The sequence below is a fragment of the Vibrio sp. QJM3NY_21 genome, assembly GCF_057785975.1.
In genome coordinates this window covers 1,056,654-1,079,276 of the sequence record NZ_CM173514.1, presented here as the reverse complement: position 1 = coordinate 1,079,276, position 22,623 = coordinate 1,056,654, and the positions used below count along the sequence as shown (strand labels likewise).

The following is a 22,623-nucleotide window of genomic DNA, read 5'->3' as shown; positions in this document are numbered from 1 at the left end:
ATCGTTATGATGTGTGGTTAACTTGCTGATTAAATTGAATTTAGGCTGATGGTTACCAGAAACCCTTAGATAACATGTGTGATCCTTATCATGTTTGTCGCCGTAAACCTTATCGATAACTTCTGCACCTGTATCTGAATAAAAATGACAAAAAGATTAATAGCTTAGCGAACCTCGCGCATGCTTAAAAAATGGACTATACGTTGTAGGGCAGGATGCAAATAACTTACGAAGAGGTTTCTATGACAGCGAAATATGGCGTTAAACGTCGTTTAGCGATTTTGGGTACGGCGATGATGGCGGCTTCCACCACCACATTCGCAGCTGAAAAACCAAATATTCTCGTGATTTGGGGGGATGATATTGGACAGTCTAATGTTAGTGCATACACCTTTGGTTTAATGGGTTACAAAACGCCTAATATTGATAGCATCGCCAAAGAAGGGATGATGTTTACCGATTATTACGCTGAACAATCGTGTACTGCGGGTCGCTCTACTTTTATTACGGGACAAAGTGTATTACGAACGGGTTTGAGTAAAGTAGGCTTGCCGGGCGCAGACATTGGCTTACAAGCAGAAGACGCGACAATCGCAGAAATGCTGAAACCTATGGGCTACATGACAGGCCAATTTGGTAAAAATCACCTTGGCGATAAAGATGAATTCCTTCCAACAGCACACGGGTTTGACGAATTTTTTGGCAACCTTTACCACCTGAATGCTGAAGAAGAACCAGAAAATGAAGATTACCCAACCGATCCTGAGTTTCGTAAGAAGTTCGGTCCGCGTGGTGTCATTAAGTCATTCGCTGATGGCAAGATTGAAGATACGGGTCCACTTACGCGTAAGCGTATGGAAACGGTCGATGAAGAAACACTAGACGCGGCACTTGATTTCATGGATCGCGCAGTGAAAGCGGACAAGCCATTCTTCGTTTGGTGGAACGCGACACGTATGCACTTTAGAACGCACGTGAAAGCCGACAGTAAAGGTGTGACCGGTGTCGGTAACTACGCTGATGGTATGGTTGAGCACGATCGACACGTTGGGCAACTATTGAAGCAAGTGGATGAGTTGGGAATCAAAGACAACACGATTGTTTTCTACTCAACGGATAACGGCCCACACATGAACTCTTGGCCAGATGCGGGTACAACCCCATTCCGTGGTGAGAAAAACACTAACTGGGAAGGCGCATACCGTGTACCAGCAATGGTCCGTTGGCCTGGTAAGATTGAATCTGGAACAGTATCCAATGAAATCATGCACCACATGGACTGGATGCCAACCTTCGTTGCCGCTGCTGGTGATGACCAAATCAAAGAGAAACTACTTAAAGGTCATACTGCAGGTGATAAAACGTTTAAGGTTCACTTAGATGGTTATAACTTCCTTCCTTACCTAACGGGTGAAGAAGAAAAAGGCCGTCGTTCAGAGATCTTCTACTTTACCGATGATGGCGATTTAGCGGCGCTTCGTTACAACCAATGGAAAGCGGTGTTCATGGAGCAACGTGCAACGGGTACCATGCAGATTTGGTCAGAACCGTTCGTGACGTTACGTCTTCCTAAGCTGTTTAACCTGCGTATGGACCCATATGAAAACGCAGATATTACGTCGAATACCTATTATGACTGGTTGCTAGACCATGCTTATATGTTCGTTCCTGCGCAAGCGTATGTAGGCGAGTTCTTAGAAACGTTTGCCGAATACCCACCACGCCAAAAAGCAGCAAGCTTTAGTTTGGATCAGGTTATGGAGAAACTTCAAGAGAACCATAATAAGTAAACTATTGCCCTAGCTAAACTGATAACACGAAAGAGCTCCTAGGAGCTCTTTTTTTATGCGCATATCGATGAGTAAATCCCGGTCGTGAATATGAATCACAACTATCGTGCTCATTGCCACTAAATAATTGTATTTTAGTCGTTTTTACGTCTACCTTAGTAAGCATAAGGATGTATAAAAACAAGGAATGTTATGTCTGCATGGTTGTGCTCGCTAGTGAACGGATTGAAACACCAGAGAGCCGCAGTATTATCCGTAATCTTGTCTCCACTTATGTTGTCGCTGTTCAGTTTGAGCACCTATGCCAACGAGCAAGCTCCTAATAGCAACACTGAGACTTCAAAGCTCAGTTCTGTAGCTTCACACGCTAGCTCTGATGTTTTACCTATCGGCTCTAAAGCCACCTATGTTGGATCGGAAGCTTGTGTTGATTGTCATAGTGAAGAAGTCGAAGCGTGGCAGGGCTCTCATCATGACATGGCGATGAAACACGCTACAGATGAATCTGTATTAGGCAATTTCAACGATCAAACGGTCACTCATGGCGGTAAACCCAACCGATTTTTCCGCAAGGGTGAAGAGTTCTGGGTCAATATCGAAGGCCCAGATGGGCAATTCAAAGATTACAAAATCAGCTATACCTTTGCCTTTGAACCATTACAACAGTACATGGTTGAGTTTGAAGACGGCCGTGTACAGTTGATTCCTTTCGCTTGGGACTCTCGCACTGAGGGCGAAGGCGGCCAACGCTGGTTTAACCTCTACCCGGATACCACCAACACTGATGAATTCTACTGGACCAATAGCGGTCAAAACTGGAACTTCATGTGTGCCGATTGCCACTCAACGAATCTAGAGAAAAACTACGACAGCGCGAGTAATACCTATAACACTACTTGGTCTGAGATTAATGTCGGTTGTGAAGCCTGTCATGGCCCTGCAAGCGAGCACGTTAAACAAGCCCAGCTAGCAAAAGCCAACGGCGGAAAGGATGCTCAAGTCTCGTCACATTATGGCTTTGATCGTGACTTGTCGAAGTCGGTGAAAGAATGGGTTTACCAAGAGGGCAACTCAACCCTGCAACCAAAAGACATCATCCATACTAACCAAGTTCAAACCTGTGCTCAATGCCACAGCCGACGTACTCAGTTAAATGAAACGGGTGACCACGTGAACGGTTCATTCTTCGATAAGTATCGTTTGAGCTTGATTACTCCTGAGCTTTACCATAACGATGGTCAAATCTACGATGAAGATTATGTTTACGGATCTTTCTTGCAATCAGTGATGGCTGAAAAAGGCGTCACATGTACTAACTGTCACGATCCACATACCGCTGAACTAAAAATTGCCGAAGAAGCGGTGTGTAGCCAATGTCACATTGCATCAGAGTACACGCCTGAAAAGCACACCTTCCACGAGGCGAATACCGAAGCTTCACAATGTACGACTTGTCACATGCCTGAGACGACTTACATGGAGGTCGACCCAAGACGCGACCACAGTTGGCATATCCCGCGTCCTGATATTAGCCAACACATTAAAACGCCGAACGTGTGTACTAGCTGTCATGAAGATCAAACCGACCAGTGGGCAGATAAGCAAATCGGTGAGTGGTTCCCAGATTCTAAGTATCGTAATCAGCAGCATTTTGCCGTTGCCTTTTATGCTGATTCAATAGGACACCGAGGTGCAGAGGATGCGTTGGCATACTCGGCTCAGGACTCCAGCTTAAGCAATATCATTCGTGCATCGAGCTTAGAACGTTTGGGCGGTAATATGGGTAAGAATACGCTTATCTCGTTAGCAAGAGCGGTGAAACATGATGATGAAATGATCCGTTTGGGAGTTGTGCAAGGCTCGTCTGGTTTCCCATTCTCTGACCGTTGGCAGATTCTAGAGCCGCTACTGAAAGACCCTGTATTATCGATTCGTTCAGAAACCGCAGGCGCATTGGTGCGTTATTGGGGAGAAATGAATCCTCTGCAGAAAGACCAAATCAAGCCTGCATTGGAAGAGTACATTGAGATACAGCAATTTAATTCCGATAGAGGGTTTGGACGTACTAACCTAGGCAACGTTTACCGAGATTTAGGTCAGCACGACAAAGCGATTGAGTTTTATCTAGGTGCTATCGAGATAGAGCCTTATTTCGAGAACAGCTACGCCAACTTGGCGGATTTGTATCGAGCGCAAGGTAACGAAGCAAAAGCGTTGTCGACCTTGAAGCAAGGTATTGAAGCTCAGCCTAAATCGAGTGTATTGCCATACAGCACAGGGTTATCTCTGCTTCGAGTGAAAGATTACGAACAAGCAACGGACTACCTTAAACAAGCCGCTGAAACTGCGCAAACCGACCCACAATATTGGTATGTGTACGGATTGGCTTTGGAGAAATCTGATGTGCTTGCGGCAAGTCAATCACTGCACAAGGCTTACCAATTTAGCCGCAACCCACAGCACCTGTATGCCCAGTGTGAAGTGTTGGCGCGAAACAGCCATATACCGGGCGTACCAAAGGCGTTTGAGCAATGTATTTCATCATTGAGCAAAGTGGCACCGCCGGAGGCCATTAACCAATTGAAAGCAATTAGTCAGTAGAAAGCTGAGCTGAAATAAAGCGCCAACATTGACGTGGCTATGCGCTTATAATTTATGGTGCTTATAACTAATAGTTATGGGGCTTGTGAGTAGGATGTACGCAGCCAGATTGAATTAAGGGAAGACCTATGAACCATGCGCAACAAGCAATAAACCAACTGATTGAACAGACAGAGAAAAGTGTTATCGGTCAGAGTCACGTCGTTCGGGCTCTGGTAATCGGATTATTGACCAATGGCCATGTGCTTCTAGAAGGGCTTCCCGGTACTGCGAAAACGCGTTCGGTGAAGTCGTTGGCGAATTTACTTAATACAAGCTTTGGCCGTATTCAGTTTACGCCCGATCTCCTGCCATCAGATGTAACGGGTACTGAAGTGTATCAAGAGCTTGATGGAAAGCCTCAGTTGCACTTTCAACCGGGTCCTATTTTCAACAGTATTGTTTTAGCCGATGAAGTGAACCGTGCTCCTGCAAAGGTACAAGCGGCTCTGCTTGAAGCCATGGCGGAAGGAACGATTACGGTGGGCGGTCAAACTCATATTCTGCCAGATCTATTCATGGTGCTAGCCACTCAAAACCCAGTAGAGCAAGAAGGTACGTATCCACTACCTGAAGCCCAAATGGACCGTTTTATCATGAAAGTGACGGTCGACTATCCAGAAGATGAAGCTGAACGTGACATCATTCGACTGGTGCGCAGTGAGGAACTTGGTAGCGAGACGAGTTCGGAACTTGTAACTCCACAGCATATTGAACCTGAATTGGTGCTTGAAGCGCGCCGCCAACTTCCAGACATTGCCGTTTCCGATTTAGTTGAGAACTACATCGTGGCTTTGGTAATGGCGACACGAAAACCTGAGCGTTATCCAGAATCAGACTTATCGAAATGGATTGAGATAGGTTCAAGCCCACGAGCGTCAATCTCCTTGGATAAATGTGCACGCGCTTATGCGTGGCTACAAGGGCGTGACCACGTCATGTTAGACGATGTGCGAGCAATGCTACCGACCGTATTAGGCCATCGATTTTCGCTATCTTATGACGCATTGGCTGATGGTGTGAACCATCAACGAGTAGTTGAAGAGCTGCTTGATAATGTTGAGATCGGATAACTAGGGGGCGTTATGGCGAAGCCAACACAAGCTCCCGAATCGCAAGGCCTTGATCCACGACTGTATTGTGACTATTCAAGGCTAGTGCGAATACAGGCTCAAGCGGAGTCGTTTTCTCTGTTACCTCATTTAAAGGCAGGCAGCGTATTGTCAGGACGACATAATTCTTTGTTTCGCGGTCGAGGTTTGAATTTCGAGGAACTGCGTCATTATCAATTGGGTGATGATATCCGCAACCTCGATTGGAAAGTGACAATGCGAACAGGCAAGCCGCATGTTCGTAGTTACACCGAAGAGAAAGACCGAAATGTGATGATCTGTGTTGATCAGCGCAGTTCGATGTTTTTCGCTTCTCAAAATACCATGAAATCTGTTGTGGCTGCCGAAGTGGCGGCATTGTGTGGATGGCGAGTGCTTAAAGACGGCGACCGTGTCGGCTTTGTTTTAGCTTCACACCAAAAGCTATTTCACAGCAAAGCACAGCGTTCTCAGTCTGATTTACTGGCACAGCTCAAGCACCTAGCAAAAGCCAATCAAAGCTTAGGGGTGAGTGTCAGTGACAATGATGGTGTTGGTTTTAGCCAGTGGATTGAACTGATCAAGCGAATGAGACTCAAGCAATCAACCTTGATATTCATTAGTGACTGGCGAGATTGCCGAGAACAACATCTCGATCGACTAAAGCAGTTACAGCAACACAACGATATCTTGGCCATTATGGTCACCGACCCATTAGAACAGTCATTGCCTCAAGATCTTGCAAGCGCAAACTGGGTGGTGGGTGATGGTCGCTTTCAACTTAATCTGGATAGTCAATTTAAGGTAAACCTCGCGAGTGAAAGTCTTGCTCAGAAAGCGGCACTTCAGAAACAGTCCCTTGCTAAATTGATGGCGATGAAAAACCTCCCTTATATAGAATTAGACACGTCGGGCAATCACATATCACAGCTGCAGAAGCTAGTGGGAGGGCGCTAAATGGCCGTTGAACATACGCCTCCAAGTACCTATATCCTCCGCGAACTGCACGATGTAGCGATTCCTGACAGTGTGAGCTGGGCTCCTCAAACGATCGGCTGGAAGATCTTTGGCGTTATTCTGTTATTGGTCGCTATCTATCTGGTTTATCGTTTGGCGCAGAAATGGTGGAATAACCGTTATCGCAAAGAAGCGCTTCAAGAGCTCATAGTACTGGATGCACGAGACAAAAATTCAACAGAACGAACCTTCAAAGTACTGAAAGTGGTGCTTCGTTACCTAGACAGCAGTAATGCAAAGCTGTTTGGACAAGACTATGTAAACTGTCTAAACGCTTATCTACCTGGTAGCGCTAACACAAGTGAAAACAGCAATGCGTTCTTTGCCTATGAAGTTTCGGAATTATGGATGCAAAGCCTAATTGACCCTAATGTGCGTTTGAGCTTTGAACAGCGTTTAGAGGTGATTCAAACCGCGATGATGTGGCTAAAACTTCACAAGCCGAATGTACAGGTAACGGTTGAGGGGCAAGACAATGTTTGATGTTTTATCTTCCAGCTTTGAATTTGCGCATCCGCTGTGGTTTATTGCGTTACCTCTGCCTTTGTTGGTCTACTTCGCTGTGCCAGCTTATCGAACCAAGCAAATGGCCATAAAGGTGCCGTTTTTCAGTGAATTGGTTGAAGCTATTGGTGAAGCGCCGTCTGAAGGGGCAAGCCAGCTAACACCAAGCTGGTGGCAACGAACCACGCTCATTATTACTTGGGCATTGGTCGTGTGCGCGCTCGCTAAACCAACCATTCTTGGTGAGCCGCAAGTTCGCGAACAATTAGGTCGTGATGTGATGGTAGTGGTCGATTTATCTGGCTCAATGGCAGAACAAGACTTTACCTCTAAGCGGGGCGATAAAATATCTCGTTTGGACGCGACCAAAGAAGTGCTGGCTGATTTTGCGACTACCCGAAAAGGGGACCGACTCGGTTTGATTCTTTTTGGTGATGCAGCGTTTGTACAAACACCGTTTACAGCTGACCAAGATGTGTGGCTTGAACTGCTTAATCAAACCGATGTCGCTATGGCAGGGCAAAGCACGCACTTAGGTGATGCAATTGGCTTGGCGATTAAGGTGTTTGAACAAAGCGAAAAGCAAAGTGCTGCCGTTCAAGATTCAAGTGTTGATGCCAACGAAAAAGAGAAGGTCGTGATCGTACTAACCGACGGTAATGATACGGGAAGCTTTGTTGAACCGATTGATGCAGCCAAAGTTGCGAAGGCGAAAGGCGTTCGTATTCACGTGATCGCCATGGGTGACCCACAAACCGTTGGTGAAGTGGCTTTGGATATGGAAACCATCAAACGAGTGGCTCAAGAGTCTGGTGGCGAAGCCTTTGAGGCACTTAACCGCGACGAACTTACCAAAGCTTACGCTCAAATCGGTGAACTAGAACCACAGTTATATGAAAGTACCACTTATCGTCCTAAACAGGGACTGCACCATTACTTAATGGCGATTGTTGTTGTGATGTATTTGACGGCCTTTAGTCTGGCGACTTTACGTAGAAGGTCGCTTTTGGCTTCTAAAACTAAAAAATTGAAAGGAGAGGATGATGCCTGATTCTCTCACTCTACAACAGTTATTCACCCAGTTTCATTTTATCCGACCTTTGTGGTTGTTGGCCTTTATTCCGATGTTCTTCCTGTTATGGGTTCGTTGGAGAGAAGAGACCAAACCAACGTGGAAAGACATTCTACCTGCACACTTACGTGATGCATTGACGATTGGCGAAACAGGCTGGCGTAAGCAGCTGCCATTGAAGCTATTGGTGGTGATTGTAACTATCGCCATCATTATCTGTTCTGGCCCAACATGGCAGCGTGAGGCTTCGCCTTTTGGTGAAGACAAAGCGTCGATGTTGGTTGTGCTTGATAACAGTGAATCTATGCTCGCTAAAGACTTACCACCGAGTCGCTTGGAACGATCTAAGCAGAAGATTAGAGACTTATTGGCAGCTCGGAAAGGCGGTAATACGGGCTTAGTGGTTTATGCAGGCAGCGCACACGTCGCGATGCCCGTTACTCAAGACAGCAAAGTATTCGAACCGTTTCTAGCGGCTATCACGCCCGATATCATGCCGGTATCAGGTAAGTCAGCAGAAGAAGCACTGCCACTGATTAATCAGCAACTGTCTGGTGAGTTAGGCTCTTCTGTACTGTTGGTATCAGATGGTGTAAACCCAAGCACCATTAGGGCGTACGAGAGTTTCTTTAACGACAATCCGTATCAGTTGCTCATTCTCGCCGCAGGAAACAGTAATGTGGTGAGCGATAACCCTGTCGACCTAGATTCACTGCGTAACTTAGCGAGTAAGACGGGTGGACGAGTGATTGAAGTGACCGTTGATGATTCGGATATCCAACAACTGAACAGAGCGGTTGAAAGAAACATGCAGCTCAACGGCGAATCTTCAATGCCTTGGAAAGACATGGGCTATGGACTGCTTATTCCAATGGCTTTCATTATGTTGCTATGGTTCAGAAAAGGGTGGTTGGTGCAGTGGTGTGTCGTTGGTTTGATGATCACAAGCAGCATGTATTCACCAGACACTTTGGCGAAAACAGTCAACTTAACCGCTGAGAAACCAGTTGTGGTGGAGTCGGTTACTACTTGGGACAAAACAGCTCAATGGTGGTGGGACTTATGGTTAACGCCCGATCAGCAAGGTCAACGCCTGTTGAATCAGAAAGAATATCTTCAAGCTGCCAAACATTTTACTGACCCAATGCGAAAGGGCGCGGCTTATTACTATGCTCGTGATTTTAAGCTCGCTCACAGTGCATTCCTGCAAACCAAAACTGACCTTGGTTTATACAACGCGGCGAGCGCGTTAGCCAGGCAGCGTGAATACCTTGCCGCGCGAGATCTTTTGAAATCATTAAGCGAGAAAGAGGATCTGTCACCAGAACTAAGAACGGATGTGGAGAACAATCTTGCTGTACTTAGTGGAATTGTCGAAGAGGTAAACCGAACCAGTGAAAGCCAGTCCGGAACCACAGATGGCCCTGAAGAGTCGTTAGAACTCGAAGACGATCAGCCACGAACGGGTGATGGCGCTGAAGAAGAAACGGTAGCGGAATTGATGCTCAAGGAAACGCTTAATGCCAATGAAATTTTGGGTAGCCAAGAGCTTGCCGATAAGTGGTTAAAACGAGTAGAAGCGGACCCTAAGTTCTTCTTAAAATCTAAATTCCAAATTCAGCTACGAGACCCTGCACCTTCCATCGAACAAGCGTCAAAACCGGAACAGGCATCAAAACAGGAGCAAACCCAATGAGTCGATATGATTTAGCTCTTGAAGCCATTCAATCAAAGAGAGTGCGATTCAGAACCCATAAGTGGTTACTGTCGATGACTCTTATATTGAGTTGGTTTTCTCCTTTTGTTGCTTCTGCTGCCGATATCTTCGATCTCCAAAAAAGTGGTGACGTTGAGCTTATCGCTTGGGTAGGGGAAAAGCCAAAGTCAGGCGATAAGATAACGCCGACTAAAGTGAGCGTTAATGAGCAGGTAATTCTGAATATTGAGGTGGCGACGCCGCGTTGGTTAACGGGAGGGACTCGAATCGGCAGTATCGAAATCGCTAACGTGATCGCTAAGCAACGTAACCAACTCGCGACGAACTACACGGAACGGGTCAATGGCACTACATGGTCGCGTCAACGATGGGAAGTAACACTCTATCCGATGACTTCTGGCGAGTTTGTCATTCCAACCGTGCCGGTTCGCGTCCAAGTTTCTGCTCCTGATGGTTCTAACGTTGGCGGTACGCTTTACACGCAGCCAATTAAGTTTGAAGCTTCGTTGCCTTCAGGTTTACTTGATAATGAATCGCCTTGGTTTTCTGCAACAGAAGTAGATACAGAGCAACAATGGCAACGCTCGAGTGAAAACTTAAAAGTAGGCGATGCCATTACTCGAACGGTAACCATCAAGGCCAAAGACAGCCTTTCTGTATTACTTCCGGACGTGTTGAACAATGAATCGACCCAGCAGTACCAAGCTTACCCGCAGCCTAATCGTTTAGATGATACTCAAGATCGTGGTAACTACCGTTCCAGTCGAATTGAGGAGACGGTTTATGTTATTCAGCAGGGCGGTGAATTTACGTTGCCAGAGTTTTCATTTCAGTGGTGGGACAGCAAGAATCAACGCCTTGAAAATGTAGTGATAAAAGGGAATGTGTTTGAAGCCAAACACACAGTCCAATCTTTCATTAAGGCTTACATGTCAGTGTTTATTAGCGTTGGTCTGGCTTTGCTGTTCGGTGTAGCGTGCTTTGTTTCTGTTAAACGTTATTACGCGAACCGCCCAACACCAAGTTGGTTGGTACTACGTCGTTTACTTAAGCAAGGTAATTGGCCTGCATTAAGAACCTTTATCTATCGTCAATTACGAAACGAAACCTCTCAGTTAGAGCTGGATAAAGCACAACTGAATAAAGCGCAACTTGGTAAATTGAATGGACAGAAACGTTGGCTAGAAGACAGTGAATCCCTCCAACAAGGGCGAGAAGACAAAAACGTTTTTACTCGTTTGTGGAGAGGGTTACGTAACTTAACCAATGACACATCAAACTCAAGCAATTCTCGTTCAATTTTCGACCGCTTGAAAATCCCTAAAGCCTTGCCAGACTTAAAAGATAGAACTAAGTAGCAAACTTTAGTTATTCGCATCGAACAAAATCGGCAGGTTCTCTACTATAGGGGACCTGCTTCTTTAATATGGAACTGTATGAAAAGTACCGAACTCAATCTAATTCCTATATTTGTCGCTATTTATGAAGAGCAGAACTTATCTAGGGCTGCTAATCGCATGGATATAAGCCAGCCAGCTGTGAGCAAAGCGCTTGCAAGGTTGAGAGATATCTATGACGAGCCACTGTTTCATCGAACTACTTCTGGCGTAGAGCCAACCACATTCGCTATTGATATCTATCCAGCAATGGCTGCTGCGCTTAAAAACTTTACTTCTACCTTATCCGCATCAAGAGATTTTGACCCTAAAACCTCTGGCCGCGTGTTTTCAATTGCCTGTGTTTCAGCTGCGAGTTATGAAATGATGCCAAGAGTCATGCAGTTAATCAGTCAAGTCGCACCTGGTATCGCATTAGAAATTCATCCTCTATTTACGGAAGATTACGAGTCTGATTTAAGGCTTCAAAGACATGATGTCATTATCGATATGACGCCAAGAGGAAGAACCATGCTCAAGCATGAGGTGATCTCTAAAGAGGAACTGGTGGTGGTGTGCCGTAAAGACCATCCCACGATTGGTGACACTATCGATATGGAACAGTTTTTATCACTTGATCATGTGGTTGTTTCAAGATGGCATGCACGTAGAAGCTTATTGAGTTCTGAACACTACAGTGACCTTGAAAAACGCAGAATAGTCTATCGAGCTGCTGGCGTTGTTGAGATGCTGCCTGTTATTGAGGGCTCTGATTACATTGGAGTGCTACCTATGTCATCGGTGCGTTGCTTTTCTGAAAAATATGACGTTAAAACTCTGCCTTTGCCATTCGAATTGGAAGACCTTGATATGTGTATGATTTGGCACCCCAGTCGCACTAACGAACCTAGCCATAAGTGGCTGCGCACTAAGCTCAAAGCGGCAGCAAAAGAGTTATCAAGTTAGCTTCTAAAGGGCATGGTCATAGAAAGCATTCGCGCAATTTTAAATAGAAAGAAAGCCAGTATCCCTGAGCTGAGGTAAGCGGTGTTTACTACAAGGGGACGGGATATTGACCTACAAGTTAGAGTCTGGTGGGACTCGTAAGATATGTTTCGCTTGGTGCTGCCCGAAGGCAGCCCTTGTTTAATCATAAATCAGTGAAGGAACTTAACTTACTGAACTGTTTAATTTAAATAACGGATACTAAGCCTCTTTTGGGCTCTGTTCTGAGTTAAGCAAGAAGTAGGACACCCAATCATCAATAGGCAGAGGTCGCGCGAAGAAATAGCCTTGAGCGTATTTGCAACCGATCTGGCGCAGAGTCGTTACATGATTCTGGGTTTCAAGGCCTTCTGCAATTACTGAGAAATCAAGTATTTGCGCGAGCTTCAGAACCGCGCAAGTAATCTCATAATCTACTTTTGACGAGTTAATATCTTCAATAAAGCTTCGATCTAATTTTACGCAATCGGCGGAAAGATTCTTCAACACCGACAACGAAGAATAACCCGTTCCAAAATCATCGATAGCGATCTTGTAACCCTTAGAATGAAGTACCTCGATGGTCCTTGAACAGGTATCGAAATCTCGCATCATATCCCTTTCTGTGATTTCCAGAAGCAGTTGATGAGGCTGACAATCTGTTTCGTCGAGTATTACTTGTAACTGGTCTGCGAGATCGGTCATATAGAACATTCTCGCTGAGAAGTTGATGGAAAAAATTACGCCCTGTAGGTCCATTCCCGCGCGTTGCCATTCGGTAATCAGATTCGCTACTTTCTTAAATACCCATTTATCAATGTCGATAATGAGATCACTTTTTTCTGCAACCTCAAGGAAATCGACGGGCGGCAATAAGCCCAGTTTAGGGTGACGCCAACGTATTAGAGCCTCGGCACCAATGATGTCTTGCGAGTCTAAGTTGACTTTGGGTTGGAAGAAGACTTCAAGCTCGTCATTGGCAATGGCTTGATGAAGCCCCATGTTGGTTTCAATCAAGTCATTTACCTCGTGAGTCATTTCGTCCGCGTAGACGCGATATTGATCTCGGCCGTTTCGCTTTGCGTGATACATTGCTGTGTCCGCATTTCTGATTAGAGTTTCACGATCTAAACCATGAGTAGGGTACTCACACACACCAATACTCGCCGATACAAAGATAGAATTATCATCTATGTAATAAGGCTTTCTTAACGCTTGATTTAAGCGGTCTGCGATAGGTTCGCCTTCGTCTAACCCAATGTTTGAGTAAACAACCAAGAACTCGTCTCCGCCCATTCGCGCAACAAAGCCTTTATCACCCACTAAGTTATTCAATATGTGCCCGACATTGACTAATAAGTTGTCACCTGGTGCATGCCCTAAAGAATCATTAATGGTCTTAAACTCGTCAATGTCGAGGTAGAACAGCAAGAAAGAGGCGTTGTTCTCATAGGATTTCCTGATCTCTTCATCTAACTGTTTCGTTGCCAATAGTCGATTTGCCAAACTGGTCAGTGGATCGTGGTGGGCGAGGAAGTCGAAATTCTTTTTTTCTTCAGTGAGGTCTAGGTATGCTTTAGATAGCCTTGAAGCCATATCATTATAGGCTTTCTCTAAGTGAGACCATTCGTCACTTCGGCCCAAGTTAATGGGGTTTTTTAGGCTTCCAGACTCTAGACGATCGAAGCCATGTCTCAGTGCATTGAGTGGCTTTCGAATGTGATGTCGAACAACGTGGTGAACCAACAACATCGATAATACAACGGCTGAAAAACTGATAATAATGGCGTTTAGTCTTGATAAACCGATCTCTTTTTCAAGCTGGTCGGTTAATTCTAAGGCTTGGCTTTGTACGCGTGACTCGGTTTTTTCTACCATCTCCAATAGGTCGCTTTGAGCGACTAAGAGTGAAGCCATCACCAACCAACGCTGCTCCAGATTAGCTCTAATGCGCTTCAAAGCGGCGTTGTATCGTTTCACCGTTCGATTGATTCTTTTCTTCTCAGCAATAACCGCCGTCGTTTCGATATCAACGTTTTCTAAGTGGAGTAAGAATATATCGAGTTCTTTCTCGACTTCGATAAGCAGTACTTTCTCCGTTTCTGGCGTGATGCGACTGTGAATGTCTCCAACCATTTTTCCTGAGGTGAGGAACGACTCTCTCAACATGTTGATAAGATCTAATTCATTGTTATAACGAATGAAATTGGGTTGGTCTAAGTGCCTAAGCTTGCTGTCGGCTATCGCAAATTCGAGCTGATCAAGCTGTTCGGCTAAGGTGGCGTCAATCTGATTGGTCTGTTTTAGAATTCGATTCAATGCGAGCGAACTGCCTAAGAAACGGTGGAAGTTATCGATAAAGGCATCAATTTTTTGCGAGAAACCTTCGTTAGTTGATAGGTCTCTGAGTCGTTGAAGCTGGAAATCCACATTAAATGCTTCTTCCGACAGTGTGGTTTCACTGAATAAAAAAGTTTGTTCAAGTAGCTTAACTCGAGAGGTGAGCGTAAATACGCGTCGGCTGATTTCAGAGTTAACAATCAAGTCTGATACGTGTGTAGAAGTTTCGTTTTTAAGCGTCGACTCGACGTAATACAGAGATCGAATCACCATGATGACAGCAAAGCTGACAATCAAAAGCGAAAGCAGGTTCGAAATAATGAGTCGTTGGGTGATGTTTATCTGAGGTAATTTCATTGTGGCTTCCAAATTTTCAGATACGCTTCACGGTAGCCATTTTTAGGGTCGTAGATGCCTTTGTCTGACTGGCTGATGAGCTCTTCAACATTATCGGGCGTGACGAGATGCACAGGGGCAGAGTAGCCACTTGGCGGCATGTGATTAAATGCTCGGTTGAGTTCGTCGACTATTTGCCAGCCTTGTAGATATAAGGGCTCAGGTACTGTTGCCAGTTGGAATTGACCGCTATTGATTCTTTTGTACGCGGCCTTGCTACCATCACCCGCTGAGATATTTTGTGGTATTAACCGGTACTCCTCGAGGTTTGACTCCAAAGACGGGATAGCATAGTCAATGTACAGGTCGTTGATTGCCAGAAGATGAGTGACTTTCTCGCCGTACTTCTCATCTAGGTTCTTTAATGTCGCAGGCATTTGCTCGGCAATTTTATCGAGCGGTAAATAGTTAAGCTCAAGTACATCACAAGTGCTGCAACGCTTGATGGTATTGACCATCGCGTTGGCTTTGATCATCGCGATTTCATAGTTAGGGTCGGTGAACACCACGGTTCTCGCTCGACCGTTTGAGTTTACAATCGCGAGTAGCGCGGCCACTTCCGCCACATCGAGAGGGTCGGTGGTGATGTTGGTGTATAAACCTATTTCTGGATTACCACCGACAAGTTCAGTCGCGTGCCATCCAATGACTACAATTCCCAGATCTTCTGCTTGTTTCAAAATGGTTTTGTGTCGGACAGCGTCAATGCCGCCCAAAACAATGGCATCGGGTTCAAAACCAATCGCTTTCCTGATAGCTGCACCTTGGCGCACTTCTGAGCCTAATCCATCGATGAATCTAAGGTGCCAATTGATGTTAGAAATGGCTTCAGATATGCCTTTCCCAACGCCATAAACGCCACCATTACGTAAATCAGACGCGACAAAAATAACGTTCTTTTCATGGCACACAGCAGGGCCTTGTGTGGGGCCATTCCACGTTCGCTGGTTGGAAACCGCACGCATCACTTTTTCTTCAGCATATTGGAAGAAATCGTCTTCATGATTACCCGCAAAACTCTGAGAGTAGCAAGTAATAGCGAGCAACAAACTCGCAAAATTTAATCTCTTATTCATATGGCTTATAAAACGCTTTAATTTATAATCGCTCTATATTTATAATAATGTTAATAAACATTCAAACATTTGGTAACAGTTATGCCGGGTCAAATTTGTAAAAACGTCTTGCTAACCCTACTGACAGCGTGTTTTTCCCTCCCTTTGTACGCCAAGTCCGACCGTATAAGGGTGGAGGCTGATGCTCAGAAACTCGAAAAATTTCAAGAGACTGTGAGTGGCGAACCGATTCTTTTGGCTCCAATGTCGGTAGAAAAACCGGTAAGAATTGCATTAATTTACCCAAGTGCAGATATTTCTGACTTTTGGACAAGAAATTACACAGCATTGAAGCAAAGGCTCGTCGCTTTGGAGTTACCATTTGAGATCAGCGAGTTTACCTCAAGGCAAATTGAGCACTCACTGCAGACCCAATACACCGAACAAGTGTTGAACTCTGAAACCCCTTACGACTTCGTTATTTTCGGCCCTTCTGAGCTGGGTATTCAAGCTGAGAATATTCAAAAACTGTCTGCTTCGACAGAGTTCAAAACCTTTATTTGGGCTTTTCACACGCCTAATGAACAATGGAAACATCAACCGGATAGCTGGTTCGATTTTTCAAGCGCGATGGGGGCCGATGTTCTGTGTGACCATGTGGTGAAAGAGCTCGGCAACGACGTGGAATTTTCTGCGAATCGTGGGATACCGGGAATAACCGATACTCAACGCTCGCAAGGTTTCATTGATTGCGTAGAAGAGAAAGGTGATTGGCTAACAGTGTATGAGCATTTTGGGCAATACCAGAAGATAGGCGGTGCCGATGGAATCCGTTTAGTGCTCGGTAATTTCCCTGAGGTGACCATGGTTCACAATGCCAATACTGCGATGACCATGGGAGCGGTGGATGCATTAAACAATGCCGACATGTTGTCTGAAATTTATGTGACAGGTTGGGGCGGTACAGCGAAAGAGATTGAAAAGATTCGTACGGATGAACTGGATGCGACTCCAATGAGAATGAGTGATGACCTTGGTGTGGCAACTGCCGAGGCGATCAAGTTTCACTTGGAAGAGCGTGAGGCAGAAGTCCCACTGGTTTATTTAGGCCGTATCACGGTTGTGCACAACAAGATGAATGATGACCAGTTGGATCAGCTGACCAGAGAAGCGTTTCGATATTCTGGTAAGAACTAGGTTCGATTCGATCTGTCCTTTATCAATCAAAAAGAGCCGCTTATCTGTTTCGACTGAATCAGTCTGAATATAATAAGCGGCTCTTTTATTGAGTGGGTTCTGGATTCGAAATCTAGATCACGAAACCTTAGGGATATAGTCTACTCAGTGAGCTCTTGTAACACCTCTCCAATAGAGCCACTTGGTTGGGTTATACCCAGTTTGTTCGAAAGTGTTGGCGCAATGTCGTATGGCGTGATTGCACGCGAGATCTTCTGAGCTTCAACGTCGTAGCCTGCGAAGATTACAGGGACGTGCGTATCGTACTTCCATGGCGAGCCATGTGTAGACGCGATTTGAAGGCCTTCCATGTCGTTAATGTAACTACGCGGTGCAAATACCACATACACGTCACCAGAACGAGCAGGATGGTAGTTGTTTTTGATTAGCTGCATCACGTGAGTATCAGGCACTCGGTTGGCTGCAATATCGCTGCTTGATACTGCAAACGCCACACCTTTCACTTTCGCTATTTCATCGGCGATCGCTTCCTGCACTTTAGCTAGGTCAAGTTTCTTCTCTGCGATTAAATCGTGATTCAGATAGATATAAGGCTGTGCATACAAGCGAATGGCGTCTTTGGATAAACCAAATTGATCCTTCAATCTTTTTTCTACGCCACTCGAGAGCAGTGTGTCTTTATTGAAGTATTGAGCTTGATTGAAGCCAAGCGCATTTGCCGCAGGTGAAGATTCAGGGACACCATGATCGGCAGACAATACAATTAATGTATTTTTTAGCCCGACTTGGTTATCAACGGTTTTAAGAAGCTTGGCGATCGTCTTATCAAGTCGAATTAGGTTGTCTTCTGTTTCTAAGCTTTCAGGGCCATACAGGTGCACCACGTAGTCGTTTGATGAGAAACTCACAGACAGGTAATCAGTCACGTCACCTTGGCCTAGCTTCTCTTGCAGCAACAGTGTGCTTGCAAAGTTTTCCGTGATCTCATCACCAGCCGGGCTAACGGTTAACGTTGTGCTGTAGTACTTGTAACTTGCAGGGCCATAAGGGTGAGGGAAGGTGCGTTCAAAATTACCTAACTTCACCTTGTGGTCAGTATTGTGTTCTTGAAGGGTGTATTTCTCACGTGGTAAAGAAAGTTCCCAACTTTGTTTAGAGTACTGGCTCGCAATGGCTTTCTCATTCCAACGTGATACCCAGTCTGGATATTCGTCGTAGTAATAGTTACTGGTAACAAATTCAGATTGTGCTTTCGAAAACCAAAACGCTTTGCCGCTATGGCCTGCGAGTGAGATGGCGCCGCGATCTTTCACTGATACACCGAACACTTTTGATTTGCCACTATTGGAAATCGTCAACTCGTCACCAAACGTGGTGGAAAGTATTGGCTCAGGAGAACGTCCATCGCCCTGTGCTGTCTTCTGCGTTGGGTCGATCTCTGTTGCTTTGTCGACACCCGCGCCAGAGGTCAACATTTGGTAGTTACCGTCTTCTACGTTATACACCAAACGCTCTTCGCTACGGTCATACCAAACGTTACCTACCATGCCGTGTACGCTCGGTGGCGCACCTGTTGCGAGCGACACGTGCCCCACGATCGTTTCCGTGTTGCCATGTTGGTAATTCGCATTGGTGTAGTAAGTACCATCATCCATTAAGTACCGGAAACCGCCTTCACCGAAGTTGTGCTTATATCGTTCGATTAGGTCTGCGCGCAGGCCATCTACCGTGATTTGAAGGACTAGATCTGGCTTTTCCGCAGCCGAAACAGGGAAGGCACAGAGTAACGCGAGTGTAAGTCCTGAAAGCTTGGTGTATTGCATAGAGTTTCCTTATTCAGTATTGCAGCAGAGTTCTAAGGTTTGGTCAGATTTCCAACATTTGGTTAGATTTCTAATGTTTGTACAGTGCGAATCGTATTTTTAGGATTGTTTGTGAAGATTATTGAGTCATAACCGTCGGCATCTTTAGTTAGTTCGTATCCTTAACTAAACGCAGGCCCATATCTGACATAGTGATCGATTGGCTTGCGAAGTCGCGACGGTAACTTTCAGATTCATTTTCGTCATAAGCAAAGCTGCCACCGCGAACCGATTTATGTGATAAACCAACGTCGCTGTGTTTTGCATTGTTAGGATTGTCTGTTGGACCGAATCGGTAGAAGGTGTCATCGAAGGCATCAATCACAAACTCACCCACGTTTCCGGTCATGTCATATAAGCCTAGTTCATTTGGCTTCTTTAGCCCGACTGGATGTGCGCTATTTTTAGAATTTGCTGAGTACCACGCAACATCATCTAAGTTATTGGAACCACTGTAAGTATAGCCTTTGCTCTTGTTGCCACCTTTCGCTGCAAATTCCCATTCAGCTTCAGTCGGCAGACGATATTCTTCACCCGTAAGTTCGTTCAATTGTTCAACGAAGTAGTTCGCCTGTTGCCAACTTAAGTTATTGACCGGAACTTGTGGGTTTTGGAAATAACTGAGAGATGAACCCATCACCGATTCGAACAATTCTTGAGTTACCTCAAACTTCGCAATGTAGAAACTATCTACAGTTATATTTCGCGCTGGTCGTTCTGCTTTGGTCGCTTCAGGATCGTTCGAACCCATGGTGAATGTACCACCTTCAACTAGCACCATTTCTTGGTCGATTTGTTGAGCGATAGGGTGTGTAGGCACGCTCGCACAGCCGCTTAGGAAAATAGTCATGGTGACGCTGCTGATCGCCGCTAATTGTTTGTAATTGAAAAATTTCATCACGTGCCTCGAATGTTCGAAATAGAGGGCAATTTTAACGTTTAAGGTCATTCCTATTGGTTATAAAGGGTATAACATGCCACTGACTGAAATAGGCATTATGATGGCTACAGACACTAAGATAGGTAGGTAAATCATGCACATTACTCAAGGTCCACAATACAATGGTAAAGCGTCTAAACGCTTGCATGTTATGGCTAAGCCAATTGGCGCAGCGTGCAACATTGACTGTAAATATTGTTATTACCTAAGTAAGCAAGATTTGTTGGAGTACAAGAAAGGCAGTTCTCCAAGAATGGATGATGAGACGTTAGAAACCTACATCCGACAATACATCGAAGGTCAAAATACGCCTGAAATTATCTTTTCATGGCAGGGCGGTGAACCGACCATGCTAGGTTTAGCGTACTTCGAAAGAGTGGTTGAGCTACAGAAAAAGTACCGACCTCAAGGTGTGTTGATCTCAAACGATTTGCAAACCAATGGCACATTATTGAATGACGACTGGGGCCGATTCTTAGCAAATAACAATTTTCTAATCGGCTTGAGTATTGATGGCCCTGAAATGCTGCACAATGCGTATCGTGTTAACAGAGCAGGCCGTGGCACATTCAAACAAGTGATGGCGGCTGTGGAGCTACTCCACAAACACCAAGTGAAGTTCGCAACGCTGACTTGTGTGAATAACCTCACCAGTCAAAATGCACTTGAGGTGTATCGCTTCCTACGTGATGTGGTGAAGTCACCGCAAATGCAGTTTATTCCTATCGTTGAACAGAAAACGTTCCGAACGGTTGCGCCACAAACATCCCAAGTGAGCGAGCAGCTCAAACAAGGCGATAAACGCCTGATCCCCGGCCATAAAGACTCGATCATGGAATCGTGGTGTGTGTCGGACTTGGCTTGGGGTAACTTCCTTATTTCTGTATTTGATGAGTGGGCGAAGAACGACATCGGTAAAGTGTTCGTTCAGTATTTTGAAGCCAGTCTAGAAACATGGATAGGGCGTCCTAACCCGCTTTGTACTCTGAATGAGATATGTGGAAAGGGCTTAGCAATGGAGCCAAATGGCGACGTTTTCTCATGCGACCACTATGTCTACCCAGAATACAAAATCGGCAACATCCACCACGACAATCTTGATGAGTTGGCGTATAGCGCGCCACAACAGAAATTTGGTTTCGCTAAATCACGCACATTGACCAGTCAGTGCCAGCAATGTGACTACAAGTTTGCTTGTCATGGTGAATGTCCTAAAAACCGCTTTATCAAAACTCGTGCCGGTGAACCGGGCTTGAACTACTTATGTGCAGGTTGGCATAAGTTCTTTTCTCATGTCGACAAGTCGATGGCTTATATCGCTCGTGCGATGGGGCATCCGGTTGCTCATGGCAAATTCAGTGACTCAATATTGATGGCACATCGTGCAAAACAGGCGCAACAAACTACGTTCGAGACCAAGTTTTAACTCGTTTTTTGGGACAACAGGTCCAAGACAAATTTAATCAGATACGAGTCTAAGGACAGGCTAAGTTCTCCAGTTTAAGGTAATACTATGATGAAGAAGAGTTTAGCGACGGCTGTTGCTCTATTAGTTTCAACGTCCGCATTGATTTCAACGTCAGCAATGGCAGCGAATAGCGTTCAGCAAACTGTTGACGCACCGGCAAAAAATATCAATCAAGTGCTCGAAATGACGGACACTCAAACCCGTATTCAACAGTTGTCTTACATGGCACAAGATCAGAACCAATCTGTTGAAAATCGTACTGGTGCACTGCAAGAGCTTGCTTCATACCCAAGTCAGAATGCGCTGGTGGCGGTGGCAAGAGGTTTGAAAGATCAAAACCCTGAAGTTCGTGAGGCTTCGATTATCGGTTCTTCACCATATCAACTTGAGCACCGTTGGGCGTTAGTTTCGCCTTTGCTGAGCGATACAGATTCTATGGTTCGTCATTCAGCAACATCGAACTTAGTACGTGATTACAATACGTTAGATAAAGAACAGAAAGCACAAATTGAACAACCCGTCGCTGAGTTAATCACATTCTTGGAATCACAAGAATCTGAAAAGTTTCAATTGTTGTTCGCTGACGTGCTCCGTTGGCACAATGAATGGGATAAAGCGGAAACGATTTATCTTGAGTTGATTAATACTCACCGGAAAGACCCTCAAGTTTGGCTGAGCTACGCGGATAACTTCCGAGCTCAGAATAAAGATCAACAAGCGGTCGAGGTGTTGGATCGTGGTTTGAAGAACGTGCCGGACAATGCAGCGATGCACTATTCTAAATCATTAACTTTGGTTCGCCTTGAAGACAAGGCAGCAGCAGCCAAAGAGATTGAAGTGGCAGCAGAACTTGCAAAAGATAACAGCTACTACTGGTATCTGAATGGGGTACTACAAGAAGAGTTGGATATCGACAAGTCGACTAAATCTTTTGAGAAAGCGTATTTGATCTCTGGTTCTCCAGAGCAGTTATACGCGGTATGTGATATCTACGTACGTTACGGTAATGAAAAAACTGATGATTGCCTGACAGAGCTAGGTAAAGTCGCACCAGACTATGTTATTGAGCAATTAGAAGAAAAACGAGTGAGCTCAAGCTCGTAAGTTTAGATTAACCGCGTACATAAACTTAGATTATCTGAGCGCATAAACTTTAAAGCCAGTCGATATATTC

16 protein-coding genes are annotated in these 22,623 nt (G+C 45.2%); 12 read left to right on the top strand and 4 right to left on the bottom strand.

All coding sequences use genetic code 11. The features are described 5' to 3' along the window. Positions 1-242: 242 nt before the first annotated feature. The 9 genes from AC3CID_RS20330 to AC3CID_RS20290 all read left to right on the top strand — a co-directional run bounded on the left by AC3CID_RS20330 (position 243) and on the right by AC3CID_RS20290 (position 12,173). On the top strand, positions 243-1,790 hold the full coding sequence (locus AC3CID_RS20330; protein WP_488527333.1) for an arylsulfatase: 1,548 nt from the start codon (positions 243-245) through the stop codon (positions 1,788-1,790). 192 nt (positions 1,791-1,982) lie between these two features. Beyond that, positions 1,983-4,391, top strand: a complete 2,409-nt coding sequence (locus tag AC3CID_RS20325; RefSeq protein WP_488527332.1) for a tetratricopeptide repeat protein — start codon at positions 1,983-1,985, stop codon at positions 4,389-4,391. A gap of 128 nt (positions 4,392-4,519) precedes the next feature. Next, positions 4,520-5,503 (top strand): AAA family ATPase, encoded by a 984-nt coding sequence (locus AC3CID_RS20320; RefSeq protein ID WP_488527331.1) that lies wholly within the window; start codon positions 4,520-4,522, stop codon positions 5,501-5,503. Between the two features lie 12 nt (positions 5,504-5,515). Continuing rightward, a complete protein-coding gene (locus AC3CID_RS20315) occupies positions 5,516-6,478 on the top strand; it encodes a DUF58 domain-containing protein (RefSeq protein ID WP_237298062.1) in 963 nt (320 codons plus the stop codon). Next, positions 6,479-7,021 (top strand): DUF4381 domain-containing protein, encoded by a 543-nt coding sequence (locus tag AC3CID_RS20310; protein ID WP_237298063.1) that lies wholly within the window; start codon positions 6,479-6,481, stop codon positions 7,019-7,021. Then, on the top strand, positions 7,014-8,093 hold the full coding sequence (locus AC3CID_RS20305; protein ID WP_017082356.1) for a vWA domain-containing protein: 1,080 nt from the start codon (positions 7,014-7,016) through the stop codon (positions 8,091-8,093). Before AC3CID_RS20310 ends, AC3CID_RS20305 begins: the two co-directional genes overlap by 8 nt. Further along, a complete protein-coding gene (locus AC3CID_RS20300; RefSeq protein ID WP_237298064.1) occupies positions 8,086-9,810 on the top strand; it encodes a vWA domain-containing protein in 1,725 nt (574 codons plus the stop codon). Before AC3CID_RS20305 ends, AC3CID_RS20300 begins: the two co-directional genes overlap by 8 nt. Then, complete coding sequence (locus tag AC3CID_RS20295; RefSeq protein ID WP_237298065.1) at positions 9,807-11,189, top strand: BatD family protein; 1,383 nt, start codon at positions 9,807-9,809, stop codon at positions 11,187-11,189. The genes AC3CID_RS20300 and AC3CID_RS20295 overlap by 4 nt, the downstream gene beginning before the upstream one ends. 78 nt (positions 11,190-11,267) lie before the next feature. Then, positions 11,268-12,173 (top strand): LysR family transcriptional regulator, encoded by a 906-nt coding sequence (locus AC3CID_RS20290; RefSeq protein WP_171330147.1) that lies wholly within the window; start codon positions 11,268-11,270, stop codon positions 12,171-12,173. A 240-nt stretch (positions 12,174-12,413) separates the two neighbouring features. Here the strand turns inward: AC3CID_RS20290 and AC3CID_RS20285 are convergent, their stop codons facing one another. Both AC3CID_RS20285 and AC3CID_RS20280 read right to left on the bottom strand, forming a co-directional pair. After that, positions 12,414-14,888 (bottom strand): EAL domain-containing protein, encoded by a 2,475-nt coding sequence (locus AC3CID_RS20285; protein ID WP_488527330.1) that lies wholly within the window; start codon positions 14,886-14,888, stop codon positions 12,414-12,416. Further along, on the bottom strand, positions 14,885-16,003 hold the full coding sequence (locus AC3CID_RS20280; protein ID WP_488527329.1) for a substrate-binding domain-containing protein: 1,119 nt from the start codon (positions 16,001-16,003) through the stop codon (positions 14,885-14,887). The genes AC3CID_RS20285 and AC3CID_RS20280 overlap by 4 nt, the downstream gene beginning before the upstream one ends. A gap of 81 nt (positions 16,004-16,084) precedes the next feature. On the opposite strand from AC3CID_RS20280, the gene AC3CID_RS20275 reads away from it, so the two are divergent. After that, the gene (locus AC3CID_RS20275) at positions 16,085-17,179 is read left to right on the top strand and encodes a substrate-binding domain-containing protein (protein WP_029221937.1); all 1,095 of its coding nucleotides are present in this window, start codon (positions 16,085-16,087) and stop codon (positions 17,177-17,179) included. 140 nt (positions 17,180-17,319) lie between these two features. Here the strand turns inward: AC3CID_RS20275 and AC3CID_RS20270 are convergent, their stop codons facing one another. Beyond that, a complete protein-coding gene (locus tag AC3CID_RS20270; RefSeq protein ID WP_488527328.1) occupies positions 17,320-19,002 on the bottom strand; it encodes an alkaline phosphatase family protein in 1,683 nt (560 codons plus the stop codon). A 148-nt stretch (positions 19,003-19,150) separates the two neighbouring features. After that, positions 19,151-19,939 carry a formylglycine-generating enzyme family protein gene (locus AC3CID_RS20265; protein ID WP_054546959.1) on the bottom strand — a complete coding sequence of 263 codons (789 nt, stop codon included), beginning with the start codon at positions 19,937-19,939 and terminating at the stop codon, positions 19,151-19,153. A 136-nt stretch (positions 19,940-20,075) separates the two neighbouring features. Between AC3CID_RS20265 and AC3CID_RS20260 the strand changes: the two genes are divergently transcribed. Beyond that, positions 20,076-21,407: an anaerobic sulfatase maturase gene (locus tag AC3CID_RS20260; protein ID WP_488527327.1), complete on the top strand. Its 1,332-nt coding sequence runs from the start codon at positions 20,076-20,078 to the stop codon at positions 21,405-21,407. 87 nt (positions 21,408-21,494) lie between these two features. Next, complete coding sequence (locus AC3CID_RS20255) at positions 21,495-22,553, top strand: HEAT repeat domain-containing protein (RefSeq protein WP_488527326.1); 1,059 nt, start codon at positions 21,495-21,497, stop codon at positions 22,551-22,553. The last annotated feature ends 70 nt before the right edge of the window (positions 22,554-22,623 follow it).

Excerpts from the sequence above, each read along its gene's own strand:
- AC3CID_RS20330 (WP_488527333.1), top strand. The coding sequence starts at position 243 with ATGACAGCGAAATATGGCGTTAAACGTCGTTTAGCGATTTTGGGTACG.
- AC3CID_RS20325 (WP_488527332.1), top strand. The coding sequence starts at position 1,983 with ATGTCTGCATGGTTGTGCTCGCTAGTGAACGGATTGAAACACCAGAGA.
- AC3CID_RS20320 (WP_488527331.1), top strand. The coding sequence starts at position 4,520 with ATGAACCATGCGCAACAAGCAATAAACCAACTGATTGAACAGACAGAG.
- AC3CID_RS20315 (WP_237298062.1), top strand. The coding sequence starts at position 5,516 with ATGGCGAAGCCAACACAAGCTCCCGAATCGCAAGGCCTTGATCCACGA.
- AC3CID_RS20310 (WP_237298063.1), top strand. The coding sequence starts at position 6,479 with ATGGCCGTTGAACATACGCCTCCAAGTACCTATATCCTCCGCGAACTG.
- AC3CID_RS20305 (WP_017082356.1), top strand. The coding sequence starts at position 7,014 with ATGTTTGATGTTTTATCTTCCAGCTTTGAATTTGCGCATCCGCTGTGG.
- AC3CID_RS20300 (WP_237298064.1), top strand. The coding sequence starts at position 8,086 with ATGCCTGATTCTCTCACTCTACAACAGTTATTCACCCAGTTTCATTTT.
- AC3CID_RS20295 (WP_237298065.1), top strand. The coding sequence starts at position 9,807 with ATGAGTCGATATGATTTAGCTCTTGAAGCCATTCAATCAAAGAGAGTG.
- AC3CID_RS20290 (WP_171330147.1), top strand. The coding sequence starts at position 11,268 with ATGAAAAGTACCGAACTCAATCTAATTCCTATATTTGTCGCTATTTAT.
- AC3CID_RS20285 (WP_488527330.1), bottom strand. The coding sequence starts at position 14,888 with ATGAAATTACCTCAGATAAACATCACCCAACGACTCATTATTTCGAAC.
- AC3CID_RS20280 (WP_488527329.1), bottom strand. The coding sequence starts at position 16,003 with ATGAATAAGAGATTAAATTTTGCGAGTTTGTTGCTCGCTATTACTTGC.
- AC3CID_RS20275 (WP_029221937.1), top strand. The coding sequence starts at position 16,085 with ATGCCGGGTCAAATTTGTAAAAACGTCTTGCTAACCCTACTGACAGCG.
- AC3CID_RS20270 (WP_488527328.1), bottom strand. The coding sequence starts at position 19,002 with ATGCAATACACCAAGCTTTCAGGACTTACACTCGCGTTACTCTGTGCC.
- AC3CID_RS20265 (WP_054546959.1), bottom strand. The coding sequence starts at position 19,939 with ATGAAATTTTTCAATTACAAACAATTAGCGGCGATCAGCAGCGTCACC.
- AC3CID_RS20260 (WP_488527327.1), top strand. The coding sequence starts at position 20,076 with ATGCACATTACTCAAGGTCCACAATACAATGGTAAAGCGTCTAAACGC.
- AC3CID_RS20255 (WP_488527326.1), top strand. The coding sequence starts at position 21,495 with ATGATGAAGAAGAGTTTAGCGACGGCTGTTGCTCTATTAGTTTCAACG.